This is a genomic window from Corynebacterium afermentans subsp. lipophilum (assembly GCF_030408375.1).
Classification (GTDB): Bacteria; Actinomycetota; Actinomycetes; order Mycobacteriales; family Mycobacteriaceae; genus Corynebacterium; species Corynebacterium lipophilum.
The window spans coordinates 1455640-1470924 of sequence record NZ_CP046530.1; the positions used below are offsets into that span (position 1 = coordinate 1455640).

At 66.4% G+C, this 15285-nt stretch carries 15 protein-coding genes; 3 read left to right on the forward strand and 12 right to left on the reverse strand.

All coding sequences use genetic code 11. The annotated features are described in order from the left end of the window. Positions 1-9: 9 nt before the first annotated feature. Positions 10-1209: a M50 family metallopeptidase gene (locus tag CAFEL_RS06985; protein WP_194559477.1), complete on the reverse strand. Its 1200-nt coding sequence runs from the start codon at positions 1207-1209 to the stop codon at positions 10-12. A 15-nt stretch (positions 1210-1224) separates the two neighbouring features. Further along, positions 1225-2388 carry a 1-deoxy-D-xylulose-5-phosphate reductoisomerase gene (gene dxr, locus CAFEL_RS06990; RefSeq protein WP_194559478.1) on the reverse strand — a complete coding sequence of 388 codons (1164 nt, stop codon included), beginning with the start codon at positions 2386-2388 and terminating at the stop codon, positions 1225-1227. 180 nt (positions 2389-2568) lie between these two features. On the opposite strand from dxr, the gene CAFEL_RS06995 reads away from it, so the two are divergent. Then, positions 2569-3108 (forward strand): DUF2631 domain-containing protein, encoded by a 540-nt coding sequence (locus tag CAFEL_RS06995; RefSeq protein WP_194559835.1) that lies wholly within the window; start codon positions 2569-2571, stop codon positions 3106-3108. Positions 3109-3444: 336 nt separating this feature from the next. Here CAFEL_RS06995 and rlmN read toward each other — a convergent pair whose 3' ends face one another. The 3 genes from rlmN to frr all read right to left on the reverse strand — a co-directional run bounded on the left by rlmN (position 3445) and on the right by frr (position 6128). Beyond that, positions 3445-4548, reverse strand: coding sequence for a dual-specificity RNA methyltransferase RlmN (rlmN, locus tag CAFEL_RS07000; RefSeq protein WP_194559479.1), 1104 nt, complete (start codon positions 4546-4548; stop codon positions 3445-3447). 65 nt (positions 4549-4613) lie between these two features. Next, complete coding sequence (locus tag CAFEL_RS07005; RefSeq protein WP_290171976.1) at positions 4614-5564, reverse strand: phosphatidate cytidylyltransferase; 951 nt, start codon at positions 5562-5564, stop codon at positions 4614-4616. A gap of 6 nt (positions 5565-5570) precedes the next feature. Continuing rightward, the gene (gene frr, locus CAFEL_RS07010) at positions 5571-6128 is read right to left on the reverse strand and encodes a ribosome recycling factor (RefSeq protein ID WP_181888652.1); all 558 of its coding nucleotides are present in this window, start codon (positions 6126-6128) and stop codon (positions 5571-5573) included. Positions 6129-6205: 77 nt separating this feature from the next. Here frr and CAFEL_RS07015 point away from each other — a divergent pair, with 77 nt between their 5' ends. Beyond that, positions 6206-7288, forward strand: a complete 1083-nt coding sequence (locus CAFEL_RS07015; protein WP_194559480.1) for an amidase family protein — start codon at positions 6206-6208, stop codon at positions 7286-7288. Here the strand turns inward: CAFEL_RS07015 and pyrH are convergent. From pyrH to rpsB, 3 genes are all read right to left on the reverse strand, one after another. Next, complete coding sequence (gene pyrH, locus CAFEL_RS07020; protein ID WP_063936932.1) at positions 7285-7968, reverse strand: UMP kinase; 684 nt, start codon at positions 7966-7968, stop codon at positions 7285-7287. The two genes, CAFEL_RS07015 and pyrH, sit on opposite strands and share 4 nt — an antisense overlap. 243 nt (positions 7969-8211) lie before the next feature. Then, complete coding sequence (tsf, locus tag CAFEL_RS07025) at positions 8212-9030, reverse strand: translation elongation factor Ts (RefSeq protein WP_194559481.1); 819 nt, start codon at positions 9028-9030, stop codon at positions 8212-8214. 196 nt (positions 9031-9226) lie between these two features. Further along, on the reverse strand, positions 9227-10174 hold the full coding sequence (gene rpsB, locus CAFEL_RS07030) for a 30S ribosomal protein S2 (protein WP_228496174.1): 948 nt from the start codon (positions 10172-10174) through the stop codon (positions 9227-9229). Positions 10175-10474: 300 nt separating this feature from the next. Here rpsB and CAFEL_RS07035 point away from each other — a divergent pair, with 300 nt between their 5' ends. Continuing rightward, entirely contained in the window at positions 10475-11014 is a 540-nt protein-coding gene (locus CAFEL_RS07035; protein ID WP_194559482.1) for a M23 family metallopeptidase, read from the forward strand. Here the strand turns inward: CAFEL_RS07035 and CAFEL_RS07040 are convergent. The 4 genes from CAFEL_RS07040 to CAFEL_RS07055 are packed head-to-tail and all read right to left on the reverse strand — an operon-like array spanning position 10977 to position 14964. Next, positions 10977-11870, reverse strand: a complete 894-nt coding sequence (locus CAFEL_RS07040) for a tyrosine recombinase XerC (RefSeq protein WP_194559483.1) — start codon at positions 11868-11870, stop codon at positions 10977-10979. The two genes, CAFEL_RS07035 and CAFEL_RS07040, sit on opposite strands and share 38 nt — an antisense overlap. A 24-nt stretch (positions 11871-11894) precedes the next feature. After that, positions 11895-13070: a DNA-processing protein DprA gene (locus tag CAFEL_RS07045; protein WP_194559484.1), complete on the reverse strand. Its 1176-nt coding sequence runs from the start codon at positions 13068-13070 to the stop codon at positions 11895-11897. Continuing rightward, entirely contained in the window at positions 13071-14597 is a 1527-nt protein-coding gene (locus tag CAFEL_RS07050) for a YifB family Mg chelatase-like AAA ATPase (RefSeq protein ID WP_194559485.1), read from the reverse strand. It lies immediately after the preceding gene. Further along, positions 14584-14964, reverse strand: a complete 381-nt coding sequence (locus tag CAFEL_RS07055) for a YraN family protein (RefSeq protein ID WP_290171977.1) — start codon at positions 14962-14964, stop codon at positions 14584-14586. The genes CAFEL_RS07050 and CAFEL_RS07055 overlap by 14 nt, the downstream gene beginning before the upstream one ends. Between the last annotated feature and the right edge of the window lie 321 nt (positions 14965-15285).

The window sequence follows — 15285 nt, forward strand, 5'->3', positions numbered from 1 at the left end:
CTAGCACCGTCAGCCAAAAATTCGGACGGGGTTGACCACGTCCGCGGCCATGACCAACACACCGACACCGAGCAGCAGCGCAGCCATGGCGTACGTCAAGGGCATGAGCTTTTCATAGTTCGCGGGAGCGCCTGGGCCGAGGCCACGGAGACGTCGTAAAGCATCGCGAATCTTTTCATACAGCACCACCGCAATGTGCCCGCCGTCCAGCGGCGGCAGCGGCACAAGATTGAACAGCGCGAGGAAGAAGTTCAGGCTGGCCAGCATCATCCAGAACGCAGACCACATATCCTGCTCCACCAGCTCGCCGCCGGTGCGCGAGGCGCCGATGACGCTGACTGGGCCTTCGATGTCGCGCTCCGCGCCGAAGATGGAGGCCACAACGCCCGGGATCTTCGCCGGGAACGACGCGATGCCGTCCACCGTCGCGCGCAGCATTTGGCCGGTGAACCGGAAGGTTGCAGGCACCGCTTCCGCCGGGCCGTACTGCTTCACCGCGTCGGCTGAGACGATGCCCACCGCGCCCTGGGTGACGTGCTCGCCGGTGGCCGGGTCGATGCGCTCAACCTCGGCGACTGGCACGTCGAGGGTGAGGGTTTCTCCGTCGCGCAGCACCTCGAGGCGCACGGTTTCGCCGGGCTGCTTAGCGACGGCATCCCGCAACTGTCCGAACTGCTCAATCTCCTGCCCGTCAAGGGCCACCAGCGTGTCGCCGACCTGGACACCGGCCTCGCCCGCCGGGCCCGCGCCGGAGCACTCCCCCAGCGTGTCAGCGTCCACCTGATCGGCGACGCACACCGTCTGGCCCACCCGCGGGGTGAAGTCCGCGTCCGGATTCGGGATGCCGGAGGAAACAGCCACAAAGTAGGTGATGACCACGCCGATGAGCAGGTTCATCACAATGCCGCCGGCGAGCACCGCGATGCGCTGCCAAGCCGGCTTGTTCACCATCGCGTGCGGCTCCTCCTCCGGCGTGAGGGGATCCATCGCAGTCATGCCCGCGATGTCGCAAAAGCCACCGAACGGCAGCGCGGCAAGGCCGTACTCGGTGTGGCCCTTGGTGGTCGACCACACCGTGGGGCCAAACCCAATGAAATAGCGTCGCACGCGCATGCCAAAGGCACGGGCAGTGAACATGTGCCCGGCTTCGTGCAGCGCAATGGACGCGGCGATCGCGAACGCGAACGCCAGAATGCCTAGCGCACCCACAGAACCCCTAGTGCGCTACTTGTGCGCGAGGCGCTCGACAACGGCCTCCGCGCGCTCGCGAGCGCGGGACTCGGTGCGCAGGACCGCGTTGACATCGGCCGGTGTCTCCGCGAAATCATCCGCCTTCTCGAGGACCTCGGCGATGGTATCCACAATGTACGGGAACTTGATGCGGCCTGCTACGAACGCGTCGACAGCAACCTCGTTGGCTGCGTTGTAGATCGCCGGGTACGGCTCGCCCTTCGCCGCCGCCTTGCGGGCCAGCTTCACCGCCGGGAACGCTTCCTCATCCAACGGCTCGAAGGTCCACTCGAAGGCCTGTGAGAAATCCAAGGCAGGCTGCGCGTCCGGGATGCGGTTTGGCCAGTTCAGCGCGTGGGAGATCGGCAGCATCATCGACGGCGGAGACGCTTGGGCAATCGTGGCGCCGTCGGTGAACGTCACCATGGAGTGGACGATGGACTGCGGGTGGACCGTGACGTCGATGTTGTCCGGCTCGACGTTGAACAGCAGCGATGCCTCAATCAGCTCAAGGCCCTTGTTCACCATCGTCGCGGAGTTCAGCGAGTTCATCGAGCCCATAGACCACGTCGGGTGGGCGACGGCCTGCTCGTAAGTGACGTCCATCAGCTCCTCGCGAGAGTTGCCGCGGAATGGGCCACCGGAGGCGGTGAGCACGAAGCGGGCCACTTCCCCGCGGTCGCCGGAACGCAGCGACTGGGCCATCGCGGAGTGCTCCGAATCCACCGGGACAATCTGTCCGGGTTTCGCTGCATCCAGCACGAAGCGGCCGCCAGCGACGAGCGACTCCTTGTTAGCCAGCGCCAGCGTCGCGCCGGCCTTCAGCGCGGCGAGGGTCGCCGGCAGACCTGCGGAGCCGACTAGCGCGTTGAGCACCAGGTCCGCCTCCTGCGACTCCACCAGAGCCGCAGCGCAGGCATCGCCGGTGATAACGAAGCCGCCGAGCGCCTTCGAAACCTTCTTGGCTCCCTCCAGATCGCGCACGGCAACCTGGTCGGCGCTGAGGCCGAAATCGCGGGCTTGCTCAATAGCCCGCTCCGGGTTGGTTCCACCGGTGGCGATGCCGACCACGTTGAATTGGTCTCTATGTTTTCGAATGACATCGATCGCCTGAGAACCGATAGAACCTGTCGAGCCCAAGATGATTACATTCTTCACGCAACTATTGTGACATGAAACAGCACATTCTGGCACTGTGCGGGCATAATCCCGTGGACTGTGGTGCGAAAGTTTGAACACATTGGGGGTGAGAAGTCCCCTTTGGTCAACCCAGTGTGCGATGATAGGCGCTGAAAGTTTTACCAATCTTGGCAACCGCTAACCAGGCTTTGAAGGAGCATTCCAGTGGCCCACGCGAAGGACAACGCACCCCAGGTGTACAACGGCGTTTCTGAGGCGGACGTTCCGTCTGCCCGTTTCGGCTGGAGCGCGTTCACGGACCGCACCATCCAGATCGCCGGTTGGATCTCCGTTTTGTTCCTCATCGCCTACAACTTTGGCAACCACCAGGGCCACGTGGAGACCATCTGGCTCATCGCCCTGGCGGTGCTGATTGCGCTCGGTCTGATCCTGCACGCGACCAAGCCGAAGCTGAGCCAGGTGCGCACCGTCACCTCCCACAACAAGCCGGTGGGCCACCAGGAGCCGGACTGGATGTACGACCAGGCCACCCTCTCCGGCGACGTGTACGAGAACCTTTCCGACTCCCAGCTGCGCGCTCTGAACATCGAGCCGGGCCGCGTCGCCCACCTGCGCCCGGCACACGGCCAGGAGCGCGTGGTCGAGCGCACCGCTGCCCGCCCGGTCGACGCGGCGCAGCAGCGCGAGGACGTCGAGGTCATCACCGTCGAGTCCCGCGGTAAGCACGAGCGCATCTAAGCTTCTCGACGCCACCGTCCACCGCCAGCCCCGCCGCTGGCGGTTTTTTCGTGCCGTGTGTGCCCTCGCTGCACGCGACGGCTCCCTCCAAACGCCAAACCCTGGGATCCAAAGCCTGGGAATGCGCGATTTTTGCGCGATCCCAGGCTTTGGATCCCAGGGTTTGTGCCACTGCCAGCCCGTCCCGGCTTGAATCCGCAGACCCCGAGCAAGAGACCCCTAGTATGGCCGGATTTTGGGCATACTCAGGGTCTGTCGCTCAGGGTTTGTGCGCGGCAGGTGTGCGCGAGAAGGTTTGTGCGCGGCAAAGACCGCGGCTCGGCAGAAGCTAAGCGGCTAGCTGGCGTCCTCGTCGGCGGCGAGCTGGCCGCAAGCGGCGGCGATTTCCTGGCCCTTGGTGTCGCGCACGGTGCACGGCACGCCCTGAGCGGCCACGCGGCGGACGAACTCGTCCTGGCGGGCCTTCGGCGAGGCGTCCCACTTCGAGCCCGGGGTCGGGTTGAGCGGGATGACGTTGACGTGCACGCGCGAGCCGAGCGCCGAGTGCAGCTTCTTGCCCAGCAGGTCCGCGCGCCAGTCATGGTCGTTCATGTCGCGGATGAGCGCGTACTCGATGGACACGCGGCGGCCGGTCTCGTCCGCGTAGTAGCGGGCGGCGTCCAGCACTTCGGACACTGCGAAGCGGTTGTTGACGGGGACGAGTTCGTCGCGGAGCTCGTCGTCAGGCGTATGCAGGCTCACCGCCAGGGTGCAGGACAGCCCCTCGTCCGCGAGCATGCGGATCTGCGGGGCAAGGCCCACCGTGGAGACGGTGACGTTGCGCTGGGAGATGCCGAAGCCGTCCGGGGACGGCTGCGTGATCTGGCGCACCGCCTCCACAACGCGTTTGTAGTTGGCCAGCGGCTCCCCCATGCCCATGAACACGATGTTGGACAGGCGCGAGCCCTCCGCCGCCATCATCGCGGCGGCTGCGCGCACCTGGTCCACGATCTCCGCCACGGACAGGTTGCGGTCCAGCCCGCCCTGGCCGGTGGCGCAGAAGGGGCAGGCCATGCCGCAGCCGGCCTGGGATGAGATGCACAGGGTGGCGCGGCCCGGGTAGCGCATGAGGACGGATTCCAGCAGGGTGCCGTCGTGAAGCCGCCACAGCGTCTTCGTGGTGTCGCCTTCATCGGTCTCCACCGTGCGCACCGGGGAGAGCAGCGTGGGAAACAGCGCGTCCTTGACGGTCTGGCGCTGCGCCTCCGGCAGGTCCGTCATGGTTAGCGGGTCGGCCTCGAACTTGCCGTAGTAGTGGCGCGCGATCTGGTCGGCGCGGAACTTTGGCAGGCCGAGCTCCTTGAGCGCGTCGATGCGCTCGTCTTTGCTCAAGTCCGCGAAGTGCTTCGGCGGCATGCCGCGCTTCGGCGCGAGCAGCTGGATCTGGGGGAAATCGCTCATAGTGCGCCCCATCTTGGCACGTCGCGCCGCGAATTTCGAATCTGGCGCGGGCGGAAAACCGCCGCTTAGCCGTTCATCAGCGCGATGGTGGTGAGCAGGATATACGTCGCGGCCGCTGCGGGCAGCATGCCGTCGAGGCGGTCCATGATGCCGCCGTGGCCCGGCAGCAGGTTGGACATGTCCTTGATGCCCAGCTCACGCTTGAACTGGCTTTCCACCAAATCGCCCATGGTCGCGCAGATGACCAGCGCGATGCCGAGCACGATGCCCATCCACCATGGACCGTGGATGAGGAAGGTCACCACCAGCACGCCGGTGATGATGCCGGCGGTCATGGAGCCGGCGAAGCCCTCCCAGGACTTGTTCGGGCTCACCGCCGGGGCCATCGGGTGAGAGCCGAACATCACGCCGGCGGCGTAACCGCCGACGTCGTTGGCCACCACGCACAGCATGAACGCAACGATGTAGGCGGAGCCGTCCACGCCGGCCTCGGTGATCCGGGAGATCATGGCGGCGAATGTGCCGAACAGCGGGATCCACGCCAGCACGAAAATCGCCACCGCGGTGTCGCGAAGGTAGTTCTCGGGCTGGTTGTGCCTGCCTTGGTGGAACATGCCCCAGAACATCACCACCAGCACGGTGAAGGCGAATCCTGAGACCAGCCCTGTGGTGCCGTAAGGCGCGGACAGCCAGAGCATGGCCTGGCCGAGGATGATCATCAGGGTGCGCGGCTGGACGTAGCCGGCCTCGCGCAGGCGTGTCATCACCTCCCACATGGCCAGCGCCACGGCGGCGGCGACCAAGGGGTACCAGGCAACGGGGCCGATCCACACCGCCGCGATTACCAGCGCGCCGAGCACCACGCCCGTGGCAATCGCCGCCGGCAGGTCGCGCCCCGCCTTGTTTTTCGGCTTCGGGGCGCGGCTGGGCCAGCGGCTCGGGGTGGCTTCGCGCTCCTCCGGCGCATCACTCACCGCCGCACCCATCTCAGTGGTTTCCGTCTGCGCCTTCGACACGTTGGTTTAGACCTCCAGCAGCTCGTTTTCCTTGCGCTGCACGATCTCGTCGATCTGACCGACGTAGTCCTGAGTGGTTTTGTCCAGCGACTTCTCAGCGGTGATGACCTCGTCCTCGCCCGCGTCGCCGTCCTTCTGGATCTTCTTCAGCGCTTCCATGCCCTGGCGGCGCACGTTGCGGATGGCGATCTTGCCGTCCTCGCCCTTCTGCTTGGCCTGCTTGACCAGCTCTTTGCGGCGCTCCTCGGTGAGCTGCGGGACGGACACGCGGATGACCTGGCCGTCGTCCGTCGGGTTCACGCCGAGGTCGGAGTTGCGGATGGCGTTTTCGATCTCGCCCATGGTGGACATGTCGTACGGCTTGATCAGAAGCATGCGCGGCTCCGGAACCGAGATGGTGGCCATCTGATTGATCGGGGTGGGAGCGCCGTAGAAGTCGGCCATCACGCCGTTGAACATGGCCGGGTTCGCGCGGCCGGTGCGGATGGTGGCCAGCTCGTTTCGGGTGTGCTCAACGGAGGCGGTCATGCGCTCTTCGGCGTCCAGCAAAACGTCATCAATCATGGTTTTTACCCCTATCGTTTCTCGGGTTTGCGTCCCCCTTAACTTACCAGCGCCAGCCGCGTGCCTAGACTGTCGCCATGCCGCACCCAGCCTTCACGTTCGTTGCGCCGCCCGGCGCCGCGCTCACCGGCCCGCTCGGCGGGCGGCTTTCTGGCTGGAGCATTCCGATCAAAGACGGCACTGATGTCGCCGGCATGCCCACCACGCACGGCAACCCCGCACGCGCTTACACCGCGCAGGCGACAGACCCGTTCGCGCAGATGCTTATCGACGCCGGAGCGCGCGTCAGCGCCAAAACCCTCACCTCCGAGCTCGGCGCCACCTGTTACGCCGAACGCCCCGGTGTGCCCGTGCTGGAATCCCCCGCCTTCCCCGGCTGCACTCCCGGCGGCTCCTCCGCGGGCGCAGCAGTCGTGGTCGCGGACGAAACGATGCGCGCCGCCCACGGAACCGACGCCGGCGGCTCGATCCGTGTGCCGGCCGCGGCCTGCGGGGTGGTGGGGTTGAAACTCGGCAGCCGCGATCTGTCCGCCCACGGGTTTTTCACCCGCAACGTCGGCGACCTGTTCACCTTGACTGGATGGGCGCCGCCAGCCCGGCGGCGGCTGCGCATCGGCGTGCTCACCCGCGGCGTGTTTGCGGAACCTGAGGTGGCGGAGGGGCGCGGAGCTGACGTCGAGAAGCTTGCTGCTGCCCTTGGCCGCGCCCACGATGTGGTGGAGATTTCCCCCTATGCCGAGTCGCGCGAGACGTACGCGCACTTCAGCACCACAATCAAGCGCTCGTTCAAGAATGTGGACCCGATGGACAGCGGCTACATCGCGTGGTTGAAGGATGAGGCGCACCGCCTACGCCCAGAACAGGTCGCCGCCGCGAAGGCGCACACGCGCGGGTTGCCAGCGTTGCTCCCGGCGCAGTGGGGCGTGGATGCGGTGCTCTCCCCCACGGTCGCTTTCGATCCGCCCCCGCTCGGCTACTTCCCCTCGTTAAGCCCGGAGGAGAGCTTCCACGCGCAAACCGAATGGTCTCCGTGGTGTTCGGTATTCAACATGCTGCGCACCCCCGCAATCGCGCTCGCGGGGGTGCATCTGGGCAGCCTGAAGCTCAGCGGCCCGGAGTTACTCGGCCTGGCAGCGCAGGCCGAGCTGTTGCGCGCTTAGGCCACCAGCGTTCCCACCTGCTCGCCGGACACGGCGCGGGCGATGTTGCCCTCCTGCAGCAGGTTGAACACCAAGATGGGCATGTTGTTGTCCATGCAGAGGCTGAACGCGGTGGCGTCGGCGACCTTCAGGCCGTTTTCGATGACCTCGCGCGGGGAGATCTCGGAGTACAGCTTCGCGTCCGGGTTCTCGCGCGGGTCGGAGTCGTACACGCCGTCAACGCCCTTGGCCATCAGCAGCACCTCGCAGCCGATCTCCAGCGCGCGCTGGGCGGCGGTGGTGTCCGTGGAGAAGTACGGCATACCCATGCCGGCGCCGAAGATGACCACACGGCCCTTCTCCAGGTGGCGGGCGGCGCGCAGCGGCAGGTACGGCTCGGCGATCTGCGCCATGTTAATGGACGTTTGCACGCGGCAGTCCACGCCCATCTGCTGCAAAAAGTCCTGCAGCGCCAGACAATTCATCACCGTGCCCAGCATGCCCATGTAGTCGGAGCGTGCGCGGTCCATGCCGCGCTGCTGCAGCTCGGCGCCGCGGAAGAAGTTGCCGCCGCCGATGACCACGGCGACCTCGGTGCCTGCGCGTGCCACGTCAGCGATCTGACGCGCGACGGACTCGACCACGTCCGGATCGATGCCGACCTTGCCTCCGCCGAACATTTCACCGCCCAACTTCAGCATCACTCGCTTGAAACCTGTGCGGCTGGGATTGAGGTCAGTCACCGAAATTCGCTCCTTCTGCGCGGCGGGTTGTTCAGATGTTCGCGAACGATTCTAGACGCGCTTTCGCCCGGGCACCGAAACGTGCGCTCCGGGCTGTGTGCTTGACGACGAAGCCCCGCAGACGCCACCCGCCCAACTGGGCGGAAGCGTCTGCGGGGCTTGGCCGTGAAGCGCTGCGTTACGGCAGCTTAAGCCTCGAACTTAAGCCTGGCCGACCTCGTAGCGGACGAAGTCCAGGACCTCGATGCCGCTCTCCTCGGCGAACTGCTTGACGGTCTTCTTGGAGTCAGCCAGGGACGGCTGATCCAGCAGGACAACATCCTTGAAGAAGCCGCCCATGCGGCCCTCGACGATCTTGGCGATGGCAGCTTCCGGCTTGCCCTCGTTGCGGGTGATCTCCTCCTGAACCGCGCGCTCCTTCTCAACGACGTCGGCCGGGACGGACTCCTGGTTGAGGTAGCGGGCCTTCATCGCTGCGATCTGCAGCGCGACCTGGTGTGCGGCCTCAGCGTTGTCGCCGGTGTAGGACACGAGGACGCCGACTGCCGGCGGCAGGTCTGCAGCCTTCTGGTGCAGGTACTTCGCCACCTGCTCGCCCTCGATGGTGGCGGCGCGGCGCAGCTCGAGCTTCTCGCCGATCTTGGCGGAGAGGCGCTCCAGGACGTCGTGCGCGGTCTCGCCGTTCACGTCTGCGTTTGCCAGCTCCTCCTGGGAGTTCGCCTTCGCTGCTGCTGCGGCGTCGGCGATCTGCGCGGCGATGTCCTTGAACTCCTGGTTCTTGGCCACGAAGTCGGTCTCGGAGTTGATCTCGACGATGGTGTTGCCGGAGACGGCGACCAGGCCCTCGAGGGCGTTGCGCTCTGCGCGCTTGCCCACGTCCTTGGCGCCCTTGATGCGGAGGTTTTCGACGGCCTTATCGAAGTCGCCGCCGGTCTCCTCGAGTGCCTTCTTGCAGTCGAGCATGCCGGAACCGGTGGTTTCGCGGAGCTTCTTGACGTCAGCAGCAGTGTAGTTCGCCATAGTGGGCGATCCTCCTCGTGAATGTGTTGCTAAAAGTGTTCAAACCGTTTCAAGCGTAGCCGACAGTACTCGCTGTGGCACGGCTTGGAGCGGGGGCGCACGCGAAACACCCCGCGCCCGCACTGTCCCCGGGCGTGATGCCGGCGGGCGTGAGCGGAACGCGGGGTGCGCGTGCAGGTGGCGTGAGCCGAAAAGCTTACGCCTGGGTTGCAGACTCGTCGCCGGACTCGTTCGCCTTGGTCTCAGCCTGCTCAGCTGCGCGAACAGCGTGCGGCTGCTCAACCTCGGCGACCTCCTGCGGAGCCGCGGACTCAGCTGCGACCGCAGCCTTCGCTGCGTCAGCTGCGGAAACTTCCTCGGAAGCGGCAGCCTGAGCAGCTGCCTCAGCAGCCTCAGCCTGACGCTTCGCGTCGTTGTCGCCGGCTGCGTCGCGGGCGGAAGCGAGCTTGCGCTCCTCGCGCTGCTGCTTACCGGCGATGACAGCCTCGCCCACGATGTGGGTGAGCAGCTTCACGGCACCGATAGCGTCGTCGTTGCCCGGGATCGGGAAGTCGACAACGTCCGGGTCGCAGTTGGTGTCCAGGATGGCAACCACCGGGATGCGCAGCTTCTGCGCCTCGTTGACGGCGATGTGCTCCTTGTTGGTGTCCACGATCCACAGCGCGGACGGCGCCTTGGTCATGTCGGCGATGCCGCCCAGCACACGCTCGAGCTTGACGCGCTCGCGGGTGAGCATGAGGACTTCCTTCTTGCCGCGGCCTGCGTAGCCGTCCTCGGCTGCGTCCATGGCCTGCAGTTCCTTCATGCGGCCGATGCGCTTGGACACGGTCTGGAAGTTGGTGAGCATGCCGCCCAGCCAGCGGTGCGTCACGTACGGCATGCCGACGCGCTGCGCCTCTTCCTGGATCGGCTCCTGTGCCTGCTTCTTGGTGCCGACGAACAGGATGGTGCCGCCGTGCGCGACGGTCTCCTTGACAAACTCGTAGGCCTCATCGATGTAGGTCAGCGTCTGCTGCAGGTCAATGATGTAGATGCCGTTACGGTCGGTGAAGATGAAGCGGCGCATCTTCGGGTTCCAGCGACGCGTCTGGTGGCCGAAGTGCACACCGGCGTCGAGGAGTTCACGCATGGTTACAACTGCCATGGTTTTGTCTCCTTCGGAGAAAGTAGTTCGGTTAATTGCTTGTCTCACGCGCGGGTTTTTATCCCGCACCCTGGCACCGTGCTCGCCCTGCACCCTGTGAGAGGGACCGTCGCTGAGCAGGCATTATCCGGCGCGCGTAGTCAGCCCATAAAAGCTGCCCGTGCAACACTACCCTCCCGCGCCCACAAAACCTAATCTCAACTGCGTCTTCTGTGGATAACGTCGGGGCGGGCGGCAAGTTATCCACAGATTTTCGCCAGCAGGCTAGTTTTCTTGCCTTCTGCGTGCTCGTATTCACGCATGCGCTTATCGACGATCCTCCGGTCCACCACCGCCCTCATCCTCGCTGCTGCCATTAGCGCCGCCCCGGCCGCTGCCTGGGTGGACCCGGCTGCCGGCACCCCGTATCCGGCCGCAGTGTCGCGCCCTGCGGATATCCCGGAGCAGAATTGGAAACCCGGACACCGCGGTGTGGATTTACCCCTGCGCCTCGGCGCTGACGTGCTGGCGGCAGGCGACGGCGTTGTCGCCTTCGTGGGCGTGGTAGCCGGCACCCCGGTGATCTCCGTCGATCACGCAGGCGGGATCCGCACCACGTATCAGCCGGTGCGCTCACCGCTTGCCGTGGGTGACAAGGTGCGCGAAGGCGAACCGATTGGCACCCTCGCGCACGCCCCGGCGGGGTTTTCCGGATCCCACGACGGTTTGCACTGGGGTGCGCTGGTGGGCAAGGACTCCTACATCGATCCGCTCACGCTGTTGGAAGCGCCGCGGATCCGGCTCAAACCCTTAGACGGCTCCACTACGCGCGCGGGTGCGCCTGGTCGTAGACGCGCTTGAGCCGCTGCGCGGAGACGTGGGTGTAGATCTGCGTGGTTTGCAGGCTGGTGTGGCCGAGCATCTCCTGCACCACGCGCAGATCCGCCCCACCTTCGAGCATGTGGGTGGCAGTGGTGTGGCGCAGCGTGTGCGGGCTAACGTGTTCCACCCCGGCGCGCTGCCCGGCGCGATCGACTATGCGCCGCACCTGGCGCTGGTCGATGCGCCTGCCGCGGGAGCCTACGAACATCGCCTGCGTATCGGCAGCGAGTTCTGCGCGGCCGAGCTCGAGCCACTCGGACACGGCCGCAGCCGCTTCGTCGCCGAACGGCACGACGCGCTGCTTGTTGCCCTTGCCGGTGACGTTAGCGAGGCCGCGGGCAAGGTCCACGTCGCCGAGGTTTAACCCCGTCAGCTCCCCGACGCGGATGCCGGTGGCGTAGAGCAGCTCGAGCATGGCGCGGTCGCGCAGGTGCTCGGCGGGGTGGGCGTCGTCGGCCGTGCCCGCCTCGACAAGCTCGCCGGCGCGCTCCCCCTTGACCACTGTGGGCAGCGGGCGGTTGACCTTGGGCGCCTTGAGCCGCGCCGCGGCGTCGGTGCCGATGTCTCCCCGGCGGTAAGCCCAGGAGGAAAAGGCGCGGGCGGCGGCGGTGCGGCGTGCCAGCGTGGCCCGGCTTTTGCCGGCACTCATCGTGTCCGCGAGCCAGCGCCTCAGCGCGTCGAGGGTGAACGCGTCGAAGGTGTCCGCGTAACCGGCGAGCCCTCTAAGGTCCGCGACGTAGCCTTTGACCGTGTTCGGGGAGCGGCCGAGGACAAGTTCGGCGTACTCGGCGAAGTCCTCCACCGCCGCCTGCACTTGCCCCAGCTGTTTACTCATGTCACAGCAGTGTACTCGCTTCCCTTAGTCGGGCTGCTCCACCCGCGACCACACCCGCTTGTCGCGCTCCACCAGGCCGCGCTTGGACAGGTCCATCAGGATGTGCACCGTCAGCGCGATGGACAGCCCCGCATCCGCGGCCACCGCCTCGGCCTCCCTGCCGGTGCGGCCGGCGGGCGGCAGGGCGTCGTAAATGCGCAGCTCGTTACGGGAGAGCTGCTGGGTCACACTCGGCGGGTACTGCATCTCCATCTGCTCCTCGGCGCTGTACTCGCCGACCGCGGAGAGCTGCTCGTGGATCTGCCCGGCGTTGAGCACCATTTCCGCCTCGTTGTTCTGGATGGCCAGGTTCGCGCCGAGGGATTGGGCGTCCGTGACCGGACCGGGCACCGCCATGGCCGTGCGGTTGAACGCGTTGACCCACTTCAGGGTATTCAGCGCCCCGGAGCGAAACGGCGCTTCTACCAGCACGGTGCCCAGTGTCAGGGCGGCCACGAGGCGGTTTCTGGTGAGGAAGCGGTGCCTGTCTGGCGTGACAGCGGGCGGATATTCCGTCACCAACGCGCCGCCTGTGGCCACCACCCGCTCGAAAAGCGCCTTGTTCGAACGCGGGTAGTGCTCGCCGGGCCCGCAGGCCGCCACCACCACAGTCGGGGTGCTCACGTCCATGGCGGTCGTGTGCGCGACCGTGTCGATGCCCAGCGCGCCGCCGGAGACAACCGTGTAGTTGTGCCCGCCCAGTCCCGCAACTAAATCCTTGGTTGCCATGTGCCCGTACTTGGTGGCGTGGCGCGTGCCCACCACGCCCACGGACTGGGCGAACAGCCCTGCCAGGTTGGTGTTGCCCGCAACCCATAGCGCGTGCGGCGCAATGCCGTCCGGCTGGTGGCTGGTCTTTCCCGCCGCTCCCGTCTGCTGGCGGCCAAACGAGCACTGAATCGCCTCCGCCGGCCACTGCGGCGACTCCGGGGTAAGCAGCGTGTAGCCGAGGTCTGCGGCGAACTCGAGGTCTTCGGCCGGGCGGTCCCAGGTGAAGCGGTTCTCGGTCTGGGAAAGCAGGCCGCCGATCCAGGTGGCGCGGGTGCGCACTCCCTCGGCGATCTCGTCCGCGCTCTTGCCCACACGCAACAGCGCCTGGATGTGGTGCGACGGCCCCTCCACCACACGTGAGAGGTAGGCCCAGGATTCCAACGAGGACATCTACGCCACCTCCTCGTGCTGCAGCTGGTGCTCGCGCATCTCCACGGCGCGGCAGGCGTGGTGGATGTCGGGCTGGTCCATCTCTTCTAAGTCCGCGAGCGTCCAGGCCAGCTTCAAGCATTTATCCACCCCGCGCTGCGTGATCTTGCCTTCGATCAGCTCTGCCTGCAGCATCGCCATCGCCGCCTCCTTGGCAGGGAAATACCTGCGGATCAGCGTCGCCGGCACACGGCCGTTGACGTCCTCGTCGCAGCCCGCCTTCGCCCACCGGGTCGCGGCGCGCTCGCGGGCGGCAGCCACACGCCCCGCGATGCTTCTCGACGGCTCCGCGTCCCTCGGGCTGAGCACCGCCGCGTCGCCAGAGGTGGTCACGAACACGTCCAGTCGGTCCTTCAGCGGGCCGGAGACGTTGCTTAAGTGGCGCGCCCGCTGCGGGGACTTACACGTGCACTGCCCTTTCACTCGCTGGCACGCGCACGGGTTCGCGGCCAACACCAGCTGGAAATCCGCCGGGTAGACCACTTCCCTTTTCGCCCGGGTCAACCGCACCTCGCGTTTTTCCAGCGGGATGCGCAGGGCGTCAAGGACGGGCGCCGGGATCTCGGAGGCCTCGTCCAAGAACAGCACCCCCCGGTGCGCCTGGCTGACCACACCGGGGGTTGGCGTGCCACCTCCCCCGCCGATCAGCGCCGCGCGGGTCAACGAGGGGTGCGGGGCGATAAACGGCCGCGTTGCCACTACCCCGCCGCCGGAAACACCCGCCGCGGAGTGGATGGCGGTGACCTCGACCATCTCCTGCACGTCCATCGGCGGCAGGATCGACGGAATCCGCTCCGCCAGCATGGACTTTCCCGAGCCCGGCGGGCCGATCATCATCACGTGGTGCCCGCCAGCCGCGGCCACCTCGAGCGCCTCGCGCTCCTCCGACATCCCCGCCAGGTCTTGAAAGTCCGGCACCGCACGCTGCGGCGCGGCCGCTTCCGGCGCGGTGGCAGGCTCCAGCTCCGCCTCGCCGGTGATCCACTGCCACACCTGCGCGAGCGAATCCGCCACCAGCACCTCCCGGCGGCCCAGCAGCGCTGCCTCCGCGGCGTTGGCCCTCGGCACGACGACGGTGCGGATTGGGTCTGCCGCGTCGAATGCGGCGATGAGCATCGGCAGCACGCCTTCGGCCCGTCGCAAAGTCCCGTCCAGCGCCACCTCGCCGCAGAACATGGTGGATGCGAGCGTGCGCTCCACCCGCGGATCCAGGCTGCCCAGCACCGCCAGTGCGATGGGCAGATCGAAGTGCGAGCCGGCCTTGGGCAGGTGCGCGGGCGAAAGCGACACCATGATTTTCGTGCGCGGCCACGGCAGCGCCGAATTCGAAATCGCGGTGCGGATGCGCTCGCGCGACTCTTTCACCGCCGCATCCCCCAGACCCACCATGTGCATGCCGGGCAAACCGGGCCCCACGTTGGCCTCCACCGTGACCAGGCGGGCGGCGACGCCTTCCACGGTCGCGCTCATCGTGCTAGCAAGCGCCATCTTCCACCCCCGGGAACCGGCGCAGGATGTAATCCTCGCCGTCGAAGACCACCTCGACCACGTCAAAGCGGATCGGGCGGTACTGGCCCTGCGAATGCTTGTCCAGCCACTGCGCCGCACACCGGCGCATGGTGTTGAGCTTCTTCGTGGTCACCGCCTCCGCGGCGCCGAACGCGGTGCCGCGGCGGGACTTCACCTCCACGAAAACGACGGTGCCGTCCTCGTCCTCAACCACAGCGTCGATCTCGCCAGCCCGCATGCGTTGCCGGTGGCCCAACAGCGTGTAGCCCTCGTCCTCGTACCACCTGATGGCGGCGAGTTCGCCCGCCCTGCCCAGCTCCCACTGGTCCTGATAATTCACCTGCACGGTGCCTCCCCGTTTCATAGAGTTGCCAAAAATGTTGGTCCTCTATCAGACGCAGAAGGCCCCGCCACGGTTCCATGGCGCGGGCAGTTTTTGTAAAACTCGGCCGGCACCAATGATTGCCAGTCACCCACTATGCAGCTGCATAGCGGCGAGACGTCGGCCGTCGTAAAAGTTGACATTTTGCCGAAATCGACCCTCGGCGACCTGCGGAAATGTCGGGCAATCGTCAGATCTTGCGAGATTCGGAAGGTGGCCGGCGCTTACAAACTCCACATTGCGGACAACCCAGCCGCCACCAATGGTTGGTCGGCACCCACTATG